Below are 14044 nucleotides of genomic sequence, written 5' to 3' on the forward strand. Positions count from 1 at the left end.
GAGGGCGTCTATGGCGCCACCGTCGGCAGGAATTTCGGGTCCTTGCGCCGGTGCGTCGCCTGTTCGTAGGCGTAACCCAGGTTCAGCAGCCGCGCCTCGCTCCAGGCCGGGCCGATGAAGCTCAAGCCCACCGGCAGGCCGCCGACGGCGCCCATCGGCACGGTCAGGTGCGGATAGCCGGCCACGGCGGGCAGGGTGGTGGACGAGCCGCCGTAGTGGTCGCCGTTCAGCGGGTCGATGGTCCAGGCCGGGCCGGTGGTCGGGGCGACGATGGCGATCGCGCCCGTGTCCTTCAGGATCTTGTCGATGCCCTCGGGCCCCGCCAGGCGCTTGGCGTCGGCGGCGGCCTTGATGTACTCCGGATCGTCATAGCCCTTGGTGGCCTGGGCCTTCTCGAAGCTCTCCTGGCCGAACCATTCCAGCTCCTTGGGCGTCTGCTTGTTGAAGGCGATCAGGTCCTCCAGCGTGCGGGTCTTGACCTTGGCCGGGTCGGTCGAGGCCAGGTAGGCGTTCAGGTCGACCTTCAGCTCGGTGTAGAGCACCACGCCCTCGGCCTTGCCGATCGGGCCCTCGTCGAAATCCTTCACGTCCACCAGGGTCGCGCCCTGGGCCTTGAGGTCCTTCAGCGCCTGCTCGAACACCGCGTCCGTGCCCGGCGAATAACCGGTGTAGAAGCGTGCGACGGCCAGGGTCACGCCCTTCAGGGCGTCCTTCGACAACCCCTTGGCGTAGTCGGTCTTGCGGGCGTCGGCCTCCTTGGTCGCCGGGTCGGCGGGGTCGGAGCCGGCGATGGCGGTCAGCACCAGGGCCGCGTCGGTGACCGTGCGGGTCATCGGGCCGGCGGTGTCCTGGCTGTGGCTGATCGGCACGATGTGGGTGCGCGAGACGAGGCCGACGGTGGGCTTGAGGCCGACCAGGCCGTTGATCGCGGCGGGGCAGGTGATCGAGCCGTCGGTCTCGGTGCCGATCGCCGCCGGGGCCAGGTACGCCGCCACCGCCGCGCCCGAACCGCTGGACGAGCCGCAGGCGCTGCGGTCCAGCACATACGGATTGCGCACCGTGCCGCCCACCGCGCTCCAGCCGCTGATCGAGTGGTTGGAGCGGATGTTGGCCCATTCCGACAGGTTGGTCTTGCCCAGGATCACCATGCCGGCGTCGGTCAGTCGCTTGACCAGCGGGGCGTCGCGGTTGGTGACATTGTCCTTCAGCGCCAGCGAGCCGGCGGTGGTGGCCGTGTCGTCGGCGCTTTCGATATTGTCCTTCAGCAGGATCGACACGCCGTGCAGCGGCCCCCGGACCTTGCCGGCCTGGCGCTCGGCGTCCAGCGCCCGGGCGTCGGCCAGGGCGTGCGGATTCAGGGCGATGACGGCGTGGAGCTTGGAGTTGTGGATGTGATAGGCCCAGAGCAGGTACAGGACCTCGTCGTTCGCGGTGGACCTGCCGCGGCTCAGGCTGGCCTGCGTCTCGGTGATGGAGCCGCCACGCGGCATGATGTCGAAGTCGCGGGGCCCCGCCAGGGCCTTGAGGAACTCGTCCGGCGTCTTGGCGTCCATGACGCTCGACTTTTGAGGGGCCGGGGCCGCCAGCGAAGGCGTCGCGCAGGACAGGAGCGCGGCCATCGCGCCGCCGATCAGCAAGGTCTTCCGAGTCACGCGTCGTCCCCCAACTTGGCCAGTCCTCAGATGAACACCGCCACGTTCTGCCGCGCAACGATCAACGGCGTTCCGGCGGCGTCCCACAGGTGCATCTCCTGGGTCGAATAGCCGTCGGCGATGGTCTCCGCCCGGCTGCGCAGCAGCCGCCAGCCGTCGTCTTTCGCATCCGGCAAGCCCACGATGTCGAGGGCCCAGGTCATGGTCGAGATCGGGCCGAAGGTCGGGAACAGGGTCATGGCCGGGGGCGGCGGGGTGTCGGCCAGGGCGACCAGGGCCGACAGCGTGCGGGCGGCCGGGTCGCGGTGACGGATCCACAGCAGGTATTCCGGAGCCCCGCCCGACAGCGGTCGCGCCCCGCCGGCCATGCGCACCTCGAACTGCCCCGTGAAGTTGGGGCCGCCGCGCTCGCCAGGGAAGAAGGGCTCGCAGGCCTGCGGCGGGGCCACGGTCGGGCAGGGGACCTCGCCATAGGCCACCACCGATGCGCGGGCCGCGCCGAAGGTCAGCACGCCGTGGGTGGCCACGCCCTGCTCGCCCACCAGGTCGACGGCGACGAACAGGGTCGACTTGCCTTGGCGCAGCGGCCTGACCTGGATCGACAGCTCGCCCGCCGCCGGCCCCACGAAGGCGAACTGGGCCGAGCGCAGGGGCGGGGCGTCGGCGAAGGTCCGCTGGGCCGCCTCGACGCACAGCGCCGCGCTGAGACCGCCATAGGTGGTGCGGCCCTGGCGCCAGTCGTCGGTGACATTGACCTTCATTGGGGCGGTGAAGCCGGTGTCGGCGGCGGTCATGGCGGCGAGGAGGTCGGTGTAGGAGGTCACGCTGTGGGCCTTGGATTGTTTCGCATGCGAAGGTTCGTTTTCTTTCGCTACGGAAGTCAAGGGCGGTGCGGCGAACACTTGCCCCCTACGGACCGCTTCGCGGTCGTCTTCCCCCGCGGGGGGAGAGCGCTGGTGCGAAGGCTCCGCCCCCTACGGGGGCGGACAGGCGGCGAAGCCGCCAGGTGGGGGCAAGTCGGTGTGATCCCACGCCAATGGCTGTGAGCTGGTGGAAAGGGACGCGGAGCGCCGGACGACGTCCGGAGTGCAAAAGTGTGTACCGTTTCGACGAAGCCAGTCGCTCCGCGCGATGCGTTATCCGCCAGCGTCCGGTGGGCAGCCCTGTTGAGGCTTAGCCGGACCCGGGGCGGCTGTTTCCAGCTTTCCCGGCCGCCGGGGGCGCGGGCCTAAGGGCGAACACGCGCTTTGTCCCCGTTCGACGCCGACGGCGGGCGGGCTCCCCAACGATGGAAGTCCCCGGACACGCTGGAGTAACCCCCTCCAGCCCAGTCCCGCTCGATCGCCCCCCGCCGCCGCATCGGTCGCTGGCCATGCGCCCTTTCCGGTGCGGCGAGGTGGGTACAGGATACGGCGGGTTTGGAAGGTGGGGACAGATCGGGGTCGAGAAAGTTCAGGACGTTGATTTCGCTCGGGTTCGTTCGCTATCCGCATAGGATAGGCGCTTCAGAATCCCTCTCTCTTTGAGAGAGGGAGGGGCCCGCCGCCGCAGGCGGTGGGAGGGTGAGTGGTTTCACCGCCGGCCGGCAAACCCGCAGCCGTCGAGCCCTTTCGAAACAATCCAGATGTCCACTGTCGGTACGGCCGTCGATCCAGATCCGTCTTCGTCACCGCTTCGTCCTGAGAGACTGTAACCACTCACCCTCCCACCGCTTCGCGGCGGGTCCCTCCCTCTCTCAAAGAGAGAGGGGGAATTGGAAGGAGGCTCGACCTTGAACCGTTTCGTCGTGATCTCCGGCTGTTCCGGCGGCGGCAAGTCGACCTTGCTGGAGGAACTCCGGCGGCGAGGCCATGTCATTGTGGAGGAACCCGGGCGGCGGATCGTGCTGGAGGAATTGGCCGGCGACGGGGCGGCCTTACCTTGGGTCGATCCGGCGGCTTTCGCGCGGCGGGCCGTCGCCATGGCCCTAGCGGATCGCGAGGTCGCGGCGGTGGCCGAAGGCTGGGTGTTCTTCGACCGGGGCCTGGTCGACGCCGCGGCGGCCCTGGAGCACGCGACGGGCGAAGCGGCTTTAGAGCCGCTGGGCCGGACCCATCGCTACCACCGCCAAGTGTTCTTGGCCCCACCCTGGCCGGAGATCTACGTCAACGACCCGGAGCGGCTCCACGGGTTCGAGGCGGCGTCGGCGGAGTATGGGCGGTTGCTGGAAGCCTATGAGCGGCTGGACTACGCGGTGACGATCCTGCCGAAGGCCGGCGTCGGCGCTCGAGCTGAGTTCGTGCTGGAGAGGCTCGGGACGGAGTAGGGGCGGGGACATGCCCTTGCGGCGTGTCCCCAACCGCCGTGCGAGCTCTGGGGACACGCCCAAGGGCGTGTCCCCCGCTTCGCCTACTGCCCCTTCAGCTGCCGATCGAAGAATTCCAGGTGCGTCTTCAGCACGTGGAGGCCCTTGGTCTTGCTGCCGGGCGCGCTGTGGCGCTCTCCCGGATAGAGCATCATCTCGAACGGGATGGCCTTGGTCTCCAGCGCCGCGATCAGGCGGGTGCTGTTCTCGAAGATGACGTTGTCGTCGGCCATGCCGTGCAGCAGCAGCAGGCTGCCGGGCTTGAGGTTCTTCAGGCGGTTGAGCACGTCGGAATTGGCGTAGCCGTCCTTGTTCTCGTCCGGCTTGCCCATGAACTGCTCGGTGTAGTGGGTGTCGTACAGACCCCATTCCGTGGGCGGAGCGCCCGCGGCGCCGGCCTTGAACGGGGTGTCCGGCGCGGTCATCAGCATCAGGGTCATGAACCCGCCGTACGACCAGCCCATGACACCCAGCTTGTCGGCGTCGACGTAAGGAAGGCCCGCCAGGAACTTGGCGCCGGCCAGCTGGTCCTCGACCTCGACCGTGCCCATGCGGCGGTCCAGGGCGCGCTTGAACTTAGCCGAGCGGTTGGTGCTGCCGCGGTTGTCCAGCTTGAAGATGACGTAGCCGTCTTCCAGGTACGGACGCTCCGACACCTTCTGCCACGAGCGGCTGACGGTCTGGGCGTGCGGGCCGCCGTAGACCGAGACGATGGCCGGATACTTCTTGGCCGGGTCGAAGCCGACCGGCTTGAGGATCTCGTAGTGCAGCACCTCGCCGTCCGAAGCCTTCAGTGTGCCGTACTCGGGGACGGGCAGGGTGGCGGCGTAGGGCGCGTAGGGGTGGCTGGCGTCGAGCCTGTTCTCCTCGATCCAGCGGACGCGCTTGCCGGTGTTGTCGTAAAGCGCGGTCTGCGGCGGGGTCTTGGGATCGCTGTAGCCGGCGGTGAAGGCGCCGCCGGTCTCGGCGACCTTGGCCGTCCACCAGCCGCCGGCCGGGGTCAGGGCCTTGGGCTTGCCGGGCTTGGCATAGGAGACCTCGTAGATGCGGCGCTCCAGCGGGGTGTCGATCGAGGCCGAGAAGATCGCCGTCTTGCGGGCCTCGTCCACGCCCTCCAGGGCGTTCACCGGCCAGTCGCCCTGGGTGATCTGGGCGATCAGCTTGCCGCTGGCGGCGTAGTGGTAGAGGTGCTTGTAGCCCGACTTCTCGGACGACCACAGGAACGTGCCGTCCTTGAGCGGCTTGAAGTCGTCGCCCAGCTCGATCCAGTGGGCGTCGGTGTCGGTGACGATGGTCTTTCCCATGCCCGTGGCCGGGTCATAAGCGATCAGCTCGACGGTCTTCTGGTCGCGGGTCTGGCGCTGGACGTACAGGGTCTTGCCGTCGGCCGACCAGTCGACGCGGGCGACATAGATGTCCTTGTTCGGGCCCAGGTCGATCTGGACCGTCTTGCCGGTGGCCAGGTCCTGGACGAACAGGTCGACTACGGCGTTGGGACGGCCGGCGCGCGGATAGCGCTGCTCGACCACCGTGGCGCCGCCCGGGCCGATGTCGGCGCGCGGGATCACGTCGACCGTGCTCTCGTCGACGCGGGTATAGGCGATGCTGGTCTCGGCGGGGTTCCACCAGTAGCCGGTGAAGCGGTCCATCTCCTCCTGGGCGACGAACTCGGCCGTGCCGAACGACAGGGCGTCCTTGCCCTCGGTGGTCAGGGCCTTCTCGGCCCCGCCGGCCACCGGCTTGATGTAGAGGTTCTGGTCGCGGACGTAGGAGACGAAGCCGCCCTTGGGCGAGACCTTGGCGTCGACCTCGTCGCCCGGGGTCTGGGTCAGGCGGGTGACCTTGCCGTCGGCGACGCTGTCCAGATAGAGGTCGCCGTCCAGCGGCACCAGGATGAAGCGGCCTTCCTCGTCCCAGCTGTATTCGACGATGCCGCGGGCCGAGACGCGGGCCCGTTCGCGGCGGGCCTTCTCGGCTTCCGACAGCTCCTTGCCGCCCGACGACAGGGCCGCCGAGTCGATCAGCCGGTAGGGCTCGCCGCCCTTGACGTCGGCCGCCCACAGGTCCTGGACGTTGGCCGCCTCGGCCTTGCCCTTCAGATAGGTCACCCGCTTGCCGTCCGGCGACAGGGCCACGCCCTTGGCCGTGGGACCGTTCAGGGCCGGGTCGGCGAAGATCCGCTCCGGGGTCAGTTTTTCCGCCAGGACCGGCGACGACAGGGCGAGGCAGGCCGCGATGGCCAGGAGCGAGGGTCTGATCATGGCGCGGGACGCTATGCAGAAGCGCGGCCGTTGTCAGCAGGGAAGTGGGAGAAAACTAGTCGGATAAACTTCCCGTAACGAAGTTCTCGCGTCCGTGATCCGATGTGATCGCCCCATGATTGCGCTGCGCCGCAGCATGCATACCTGAAGCGTGGCCGCTGTTTCATGGAGCGATGATCGCTTCCCAGGCGGCCATATGGGGCTACCTAAATGTCTAACGTCTTGGCGTTGGGACCGCTGGTCGGTTCGGCGCTTTTCGTCGTGCTCGCTCTGGCGGCGTTCGTCGCGCTGTCGGGTATGATCCGCTACATCGGCAACAACCGCGTGGCGGTGGTGGAGAAGCTGTGGAGCCGGCGCGGTTCGATCGCCGGCGGCCTGATCGCGCTGAAGGAGGAGGCGGGTTTCCAGCCCGACGTCCTGCGCGGCGGCCTGCACTTCTTCTTCCCGTTCCAGTACCGGCTGCACGTCCAGACCCTGGTGACGATTCCGCAGGGGCGGATCGGCTACGTCTTCGCCCGCGACGGCGCGCCGCTGCAGGCCGACCAGGCCCTGGCGACGCACCCCGAGGGCGTCGACTTCCAGAACGCCCGCGCCTTCCTCGAGGCCGGCGGCCAGAAGGGCCCGCAACGCAAGATCCTGCGCGAGGGCGCCTATGCGATAAACCTGGCCCAGTTCGTGGTGGTGACCAAGGACCGGACCTTCGCCCTCAGCCTGGACCGCGACGAGGCGGCCCTGCTGGCCCAGATGTCGGAGATCATCGAGGAGCGCGGCGGCTTCGAACCGGTCGTGATCAAGGACGCCGACGACCAGATCGGGGTGATCACCGTGCATGACGGCCCAGGGCTGCCGTCGGGCGAGCTGATCGCGCCGCTGGTGGGCGGCGACCCGGACGATCCGGCGACCTTCCACAACAGCTTCCAGGAGGCCGGCAAGTTCCTGGCCGCCGGCGGCCGCAAGGGTCGCCAGCTGCAGGTGCTGGTCGAAGGCACCTATTACATCAACCGGCTGTTCGCGACCGTCGAGCGGATCAACAAGACCGTGGTCGAGGTCGGCCAGGTGGGCGTGGTGGTGTCCTATACCGGCGCGCTGGGCGCAGACACGTCGGGCGAGGGCTATCGCCACGGCGAGCTGGTGGCCAACGGCGAGCGCGGTGTTTGGCGCGACCCGCTGTTGCCGGGCAAGTACGCCTTCAACACCTATGCCGGCCGCGTGACCATGGTGCCGACCACCAACTTCATCCTGAAGTGGGAGACGATGGCCGTGGGCTCGCACAAGTTCGACGAGAACCTGGCCGAGGTGTCGCTGATCACCCGCGACGCGTTCGAGCCGACCCTGCCGGTCTCGGTCGTGGTCCACATCGACTACCGCAAGGCGCCGCTGGTCATCCAACGGTTCGGCGATATCAAGAAGCTGGTCGAGCAGACCCTGGACCCGATGGTCAGCGCCTACTTCAAGAACATCGGCCAGACCCGCACCCTGATCGAGCTCCTGCAGGACCGCAGCGCGATCCAGGGCCAGTCGAGCGAGGAGATGAAGGCCAAGTTCGGCCTCTATAACCTGGAGCTCCAGGAGGTCCTGATCGGCACGCCGCGTCCCTCGGCCAGCGGCGACGACCAGATCGAGAAGATCCTGACCCAGCTGCGCCAGCGGCAGATCGCCGACGAGCAGGTCGGCACCTACGAGCGGCAGAAGTTCGCCGCCCAGAAGGAGCGCGAGCTGCGCGAGGCCGAGGCCTTGGCCAAGCAGCAGACGGCGATCACCGAGAGCCAGCTGTCGATCCAGGTGCAGCAGAACGCCGGTAAGGCCAACCTGGCCCGCTCGGAGCAGGAGGCCCAGCAGCGCCGGACCCTGGCCAAGGCCGAGGCCGACGCCACCCGCCTGCTCGGCGAGGGCGAGGCCGGCAAGGTCGTGGCCCTGGCGCGGGCCGAGGCCGAGAAGGTGACCAAGGTCGGTCTCGCCACCGCCGAGGCCATCGCCAGCCAGGTCGAGGCCTCGGGCGGCGCCCGCTACCAGCTGGCCCGCCAGGTGGCCGAGCGCTTCGCCGAGGCCCTGGAGACCAGCGGCGTCGACGTGGTGCCCAAGGTCCAGATCACCGGCGCGGGCGGCGAGGGCGCTTCGGGCGGCGTGATGCAGGCCCTGCTGACTCTGCTGATGTCCGAGAAGCTGGGCCTGGCGGTCGAGGCCGCCCCGGTCCAGTACGAGGAGGAGGCGGCCGAGTAGGGGCGGGGAAGCGGCGAGCGACGGGTGCGTCAGCTCGCCGCGCCTTCCGTGTTGGGAATCGCTTGCAATCGCACGCTGTTAGCGGTACCAGCAGCCCCGTGAGGCGCCGAGCGCCTCTGCCCTTCCTGGGCGTTTCCTCCCTAACGACTTCAAAAGCCCGGTCCGTTTGGTCCGGGCTTTCTTTTTGGCCGCTGGGAAAGATGCTAGCTCTCGGGCCTAGGCCGAGAGGATGTTCCCATGAGCGCTGGCAAGCCGCCCAAGAAGAGCGAGATGCTCGAGGTCCGTCTGCCGTACGAGACCAAGGTCGCCTTCATGGCGCGGTGCCGCGAGACGCGGCGCACGGCCAGCGAGGCGGTCCGCGTCTTCATCGATCAGGAACTGCAAGGCCGGACGGCCAGGCCCGGCCGGTCCAACCTGGTGTGGCGGGTCGTGGCCGCCGCGGTGGCCGGCCTGGCCGTCGGCGCGGTCGCCGCCCCCTCGCTGGCCCGTCCGCTCGCCGCCCACGCGGCCTTCGAGCGCCTGGACGCCAACCATGACGGCGTGCTGAGCCGCGAGGAGTTCAGCCGGCGCTGACGGGGACATGCCCTTGGGCGTGTCCCCAGGTCCTGGCTCGGTGCATGCTGATGGGGACACGCGCGAGGGCATGTCCCCAGCCGTTACCGGATCGGCTTCAGGAAGCGGTCCCACTGCAGGTCCAGCCACGTCCAGGGCTTGAGGATGGACGCGCCCGGTCGCCAGGACAGCAGCACGACCTTCGCCCGGCCCACCAGGTTCTCGGCCGGCAGCAGGCCCACGCCCAGCTCGCGCGGAAAGCGGCTGTCCAGCGAGTTGTCGCGGTTGTCGCCCATCACGAAGTACTGGCCCGGCGGCACGACATAGACGTCGGTGTCGTCGCCCGGCTGGCCAGGTCCGCCGTCATAGGTGACGTACCGGCGGCCGTCGGGGGCGCGCTCCTCGGCGGCCAGCACCCGCCGGTCCGGCGCATCGTGGTCCCATGTCAGGCCGATGGCCGTTTGCGCCAGGGCCTGGCCGTTGACGAAGACCTGGCCGCCTTGGACCTGGACCCGGTCGCCGGGCAGGCCGATCACGCGCTTGATCCAGGTCTGGGACGGATCGCGCGGCAGCCGGAACACCACCACGTCGCCGCGTCGAGCCGTGCGCTCCAGCAGGCGGCCTTCGAACAGCGGCGGGTTCAGGGGCAGCGACGCGCGGCTCCAGCCGTAGGCCAGCTTGGAGACCACGATGTAGTCGCCGGTGACGAGGCCCGGCTCCATCGAGGACGAGGGGATGGTGAAGGGCTGGAAGAGCACGATCCGCAAGGCCAGGGCGGTGGTCAGGGCCAGGCCGACGGTGCGGGCGATGTCGAGGATCTCGCGGCCGAGGCCGGCGGCGGATCGGGCGGGGGAGGGATGTGTCTCGGTCATGTCCGCAGAACGGCCCGCCCCGCCGCGAAAGACCAGCAAAGCCCTGTCGGGACAGCGGCGGAATCCTGTCCGGACACGAGAAAGGGGCCGGAAGACGTGCTTCCGACCCCCTCTCGATGCTTTGACGCCGAAGCCTAGAACTGCTTGCGGATCGTCACGTAGTACTGGCGCGGGGCGCCCGGCAGCAGGGTCATGGCCGTGCCGGCCGGGTCGGCCTTGGCCGCGCCGCCCGAACCCACCGTCGAGATGTAGTCCTCGTCGGTCAGGTTGGTGATGTTGGCCTGGACTTCGAGGCCGCGCAGCCAGGCGTTGGTTTCGCCGTTGAAGCGGTAGCCCACGGTGAGGTCGGCGACGGTGAAGCCGTCGACCTTCCCGCCGTTGTTCTCGAACGTGTACCAGCGCGAGCTGGTGTAGCTGACGCCGAGATTGGCGAAGAGACCGAGGCCGGCGTCGTAGCCCAGCGTGCCCTTGAGCAGGTGCTTGGGCGTGAACACCACGTCCTTGCCCTCGGTGTGCATGGCCACCGCGCCGTTCGCGCCCGGGACGTCGTCCTTGTACTGGGAGTCGTTGTAGGCGTAGGAGCCGTACAGCGACCAGGCGTCGGTCAGGCGGTATTGGCCGGCCAGCTCGATCCCCTTGGTCTCGACCGCGCCGACGTTCGACAGCACCGCGGGCAGGCCCAGGATCGGCGGGGCCGTGCTGGCGCTGTCCAGGCGGTTCTCGAAGTCGACGTGGTAGAGCGCGGCCACGCCCTGGAAGCGGTCGTTGTGGTAGCGCACGCCGCCTTCGAAGGTCTTGGACGTCTCGGGCTCGAGGTTGTCGCGGATGTAGTCGACCACGGCCTGGTTCTGCGAGGCAAACGGACCCGAGGTGGCGGCCGAGACGAAGGCGGCCATGTTCTCGGTGTAGCCGCCGAACAGCTCCACGCCGTTGTCCAGATCATAGACGACGCCGATCTGGGGCAGGAAGCTGTCCTTGCTCTCGATCTTGCCGTTCAGGCTGCCGACGATCGACTTGACCTCGTTCTCGACCTTCAGGGCCTTGAAGCCGAAGTTGACCTTCAGGGCGTCGGTCACCGACCAGACGTCCTGGATGTAGCCGGTCGTGGTCTTGGTGTTGAACTTGTATTCCCACGAGGTCAGGAACGGGTTGGACTGGAAGTCCAGCGGGTCGCGCGACGGGTGGTCCAGGGTCTCGGCGTAGAACCGGCGGGCCTGGTGGAAGTCGTTGTCCTCGGTCCAGAAGCCGGCGCTGATCGCATGGCTGCCCAGGTCGACATAGACGTTGCCGATCAGGCCCTTGCGGTCGATGTCGTACTCGGTGGTGCGGATCGACAGCGGGGCGGCGTTGGAGCCCACCGTGCCGTAGCCGGGGCTGACGGTGTAGGGCGTGTACCACAGGCCCTGGCCCTGGTTCTTGTGACCGTAGCCCGTCAGGTCGAAGCGGGCCTTGTCGCCCAGGTCGTGCTTGAGGGTGACGGCGTAGATGTCGTCGTCACGAATGCCGGCGCCGGCGTAGTAGGCGTCGTCGGGCGTGGCCACGCCGTACTGGGCGTAGGGGTTGGTCCCCACGCCGGTCCAGTAGCCGCCGTTCAGGATCGGGGTCGGGCCGGCGTAGTAGGCCGGGTTGTTCAGCACGGTGGCGACGCCGATGGCCTTGGCCCAGTCGGGTTGGAAGTTGTCCCAGTCGCGGCCCAGGCGCTTGATCATGTCGAACGACATGTCCTGGTAGTCCTGCTCGCGGCGTTCGGAGTGGTTATAGAACGCGGTCAGCGAGCCGGCCTCGCCCAGGGGCAGCACGATCTTGGCGTCGTACTGGCGTTGCTTCTGCTCGCTGCCGCCCTTCCACTTGTCGGCCTTCTGGTCGACGGCCGAGACGTAGGCGCGCAGGCCGCCCAGGCTTTCGATGGCGCCGGTGTCGACGCGGCCGAACACCCGGTACATCGAGTCCGAGCCCAGGGTGGCGTTGGTCTGGACGTGGAACTCCTGCGACGGGTCGCGGGTGAAGAACTGCAGCGTGCCGCCCAGGTTCGAGGTCGAGGCGGTCGACAGCGAGCCGGCGCCCTGGGCCAGCTCGACCTTGCCCAGGTCCTCGCTGGTGACGGCGCGGCTGATGTGCAGGCCGTTGTAGTTGCCGTAGCTCATGTCGCCCAGCGGCACGCCGTCCAGGGTGAAGCCCAGGCGGCTCTGGTCGAAGCCGCGGATGGCGACGCGGGTCGACCACTCGTAGGCGCCGAAGGCGTCGGCCGACTGGAAGCTGACGCCCGGCAGCTTCTCGATGGCGCGCAGCGGGCTGGAGCCGGCGGCCAGGACTTCGATCTGGGTGGTGTTGATGGTCTGGACCTGGCGGCTCTGGCCTTGGCCCAGGACGATGACCGCGTCGACTTCGTTGGCGTCGGCCGGAGCGGCGTCGGCGGGAGCCGCGGCCGCGGCGGGTTCGGCGGCCAGGGCCAGGAGCGGCGTGGCCGACAGCAGGGCGCACAAGGCCCCGCCCAGCATCAGGTGTCGTTTCATCGATTGGATCCCCACGCCGGCGCTCAGGGGAGCGGCGCCGGCTTGGAGAGCTGCGGTAACAGTGCTCGGTGACGCCTCGGCGACGGCCGTGTGTCGACTGTTCGACAGTCCGGCGAACAAACGATGACGACGTTGAAAGCCTTACGGGCTCGGGGGCGGGGCTTCGGGCCGGGCGAAGGTCACCGGATCCAGGTCCGCCTGGCTGGGCAGATCTTCCAGGGAACCAGAGCGCAGGAACTCGTAGGCCTTGGCGGCCAGCTCGGGACGTGTCCGCAGCCACTGGAAGGTCCCGCCGTGCTGGGCCCGGTGAAGGATCATCATCCGGGCGTTGGGGAACCAGGGCAGCATGGCCAGGGTGTTCTCGATCGGCGTCGAGGGGTCCCAGTCGCCTTGCACGAACAGGATCGGCGTCGTGTCGCGCACCGGCCGCCGGAAGGCGTCGCCCGCGTCGGGCGTGGGCCATTCGCCCTTGGTCTGTATGTAGGACTCGAAGTCCCATCGGCCGATGACCGGCAAGGCCGGATCGGTCCGCAGCAGGGCCTTCCGCTCAGCCGTCATGTCCAGGCCGATGTTGATCAGGGGATTGATCAGCGAGCGCTCGCCGGCGGCGCGTTCGGCGATCGCGTCGCGGGCCCAGGCGTCATAGCGGCCGTGATAGGCATCCAGCACGAAGCGTGGGAAGCCGGCCGCGTGCTGGGCGGCGTCCAGCAGGGCGTACTGATAGTCCTCGACGCCCAGGACGACCGTTCCGTCCGGCGTGGCCACCGTCACCGGCGCGGTCTCGAGTCGCGCGCGCGTGGCCTCGATCGCCGCCAGCAGCCCGCCGGGCGGCATCCAAGGTTTCAGGCCGGGATCCCGGTCTGCCTCCCAGGCGATGCGCTGGTAGACGGCGTAGACTTGGGACGGCATGTCATAGCCGTAGTCCAGGGGCTCGGCCGACGTGATCACCGCCCGCGCCACCAGGCCCGGATGACGCTTCATCACCGCGAAGCCCCACTGTGACCCGAAGCTGGCGGCGACCAGGCTGATCTTCGGATAGTCCAGGGCGTGGGCCAGGTCGGCCACGTCGTCGGCGATCTGGCCGATGCTGTAGCCGGACAGGTCCGCCCGGGGGTAGGCAGCTTGGGCGCGGCGGGCCATGTCGCGCACCATGGCCACGTCGTCGGCCGTCGCGCCCGGCCGATCCAGGGGCAGGGGCGGGGTCTTCAGGGTCATCAGGTCGCCCCGCAGGGTGTAGCCCCGCTGTTCGATGACGACCAAGTCGGCGACCTCGGCGTAGGCCTGCCAGACCTTGACCCTGCGCCGGGCGGCTTCGTCGTGGTCCAGCACGATGTCGAGCATGGTGGCGCCGGGCCCGCCTGCCAGCAGCACGATCGGCGGCGCGCCGGTGGGCCGGGTCGCCTTCACCCGGGCGAAGCCCACCCCGATCAGCCGGCTCCCGGGCTTGTCGCGGTTTTCGGGCACGTAGAGTGTGCCGATCTCGTAGGGCATGGACGAGCCGTCGATCGCCGTCGCTGCGCCGGTCGCGACCGCGAGCTCGCCCGCGTGGCGGCCGCCCTTGATCTCCTGCGCGGTCACGGGGGCCGCCAAGGCCAGCGACAGGAGCAGGGCGAGGCGCTTGATCATGGCG

At 68.9% G+C, this 14044-nt stretch carries 9 protein-coding genes; 3 read left to right on the forward strand and 6 right to left on the reverse strand.

What is annotated here, in order from left to right; genetic code table 11:
• Nucleotides 1-8 precede the first annotated feature (8 nt).
• Complete coding sequence (locus tag BR39_RS0120140) at nt 9-1652, reverse strand: amidase (protein WP_029915525.1); 1644 nt, start codon at nt 1650-1652, stop codon at nt 9-11.
• 26 nt (nt 1653-1678) lie between these two features.
• A complete protein-coding gene (locus tag BR39_RS0120145) occupies nt 1679-2476 on the reverse strand; it encodes a thioesterase family protein (RefSeq protein WP_029915527.1) in 798 nt (265 codons plus the stop codon).
• A 947-nt stretch (nt 2477-3423) separates the two neighbouring features.
• Between BR39_RS0120145 and BR39_RS0120150 the strand changes: the two genes are divergently transcribed.
• A complete protein-coding gene (locus tag BR39_RS0120150) occupies nt 3424-3957 on the forward strand; it encodes an AAA family ATPase (protein WP_029915529.1) in 534 nt (177 codons plus the stop codon).
• A gap of 83 nt (nt 3958-4040) precedes the next feature.
• Here BR39_RS0120150 and BR39_RS0120155 read toward each other — a convergent pair whose 3' ends face one another.
• Entirely contained in the window at nt 4041-6257 is a 2217-nt protein-coding gene (locus BR39_RS0120155; protein ID WP_029915531.1) for a S9 family peptidase, read from the reverse strand.
• 210 nt (nt 6258-6467) lie between these two features.
• Here BR39_RS0120155 and BR39_RS0120160 point away from each other — a divergent pair, with 210 nt between their 5' ends.
• On the forward strand, nt 6468-8477 hold the full coding sequence (locus tag BR39_RS0120160) for an SPFH domain-containing protein (protein ID WP_029915533.1): 2010 nt from the start codon (nt 6468-6470) through the stop codon (nt 8475-8477).
• A 237-nt stretch (nt 8478-8714) separates the two neighbouring features.
• Nucleotides 8715-9050 (forward strand): EF-hand domain-containing protein, encoded by a 336-nt coding sequence (locus tag BR39_RS0120165; RefSeq protein ID WP_029915535.1) that lies wholly within the window; start codon nt 8715-8717, stop codon nt 9048-9050.
• Between the two features lie 83 nt (nt 9051-9133).
• On the opposite strand, the gene lepB is transcribed toward BR39_RS0120165, so the two are convergent.
• The 3 genes from lepB to BR39_RS0120180 form a co-directional block, all read right to left on the reverse strand.
• Nucleotides 9134-9901: a signal peptidase I gene (gene lepB / locus BR39_RS0120170; protein ID WP_029915537.1), complete on the reverse strand. Its 768-nt coding sequence runs from the start codon at nt 9899-9901 to the stop codon at nt 9134-9136.
• A 134-nt stretch (nt 9902-10035) separates the two neighbouring features.
• Nucleotides 10036-12414, reverse strand: a complete 2379-nt coding sequence (locus tag BR39_RS0120175; protein ID WP_029915541.1) for a TonB-dependent receptor — start codon at nt 12412-12414, stop codon at nt 10036-10038.
• A gap of 141 nt (nt 12415-12555) precedes the next feature.
• Nucleotides 12556-14040: an alpha/beta hydrolase gene (locus BR39_RS0120180; protein WP_029915542.1), complete on the reverse strand. Its 1485-nt coding sequence runs from the start codon at nt 14038-14040 to the stop codon at nt 12556-12558.
• Between the last annotated feature and the right edge of the window lie 4 nt (nt 14041-14044).

Source organism: Caulobacter sp. UNC358MFTsu5.1 (genome assembly GCF_000712075.1).
Taxonomy (GTDB): domain Bacteria; phylum Pseudomonadota; class Alphaproteobacteria; order Caulobacterales; family Caulobacteraceae; genus Caulobacter.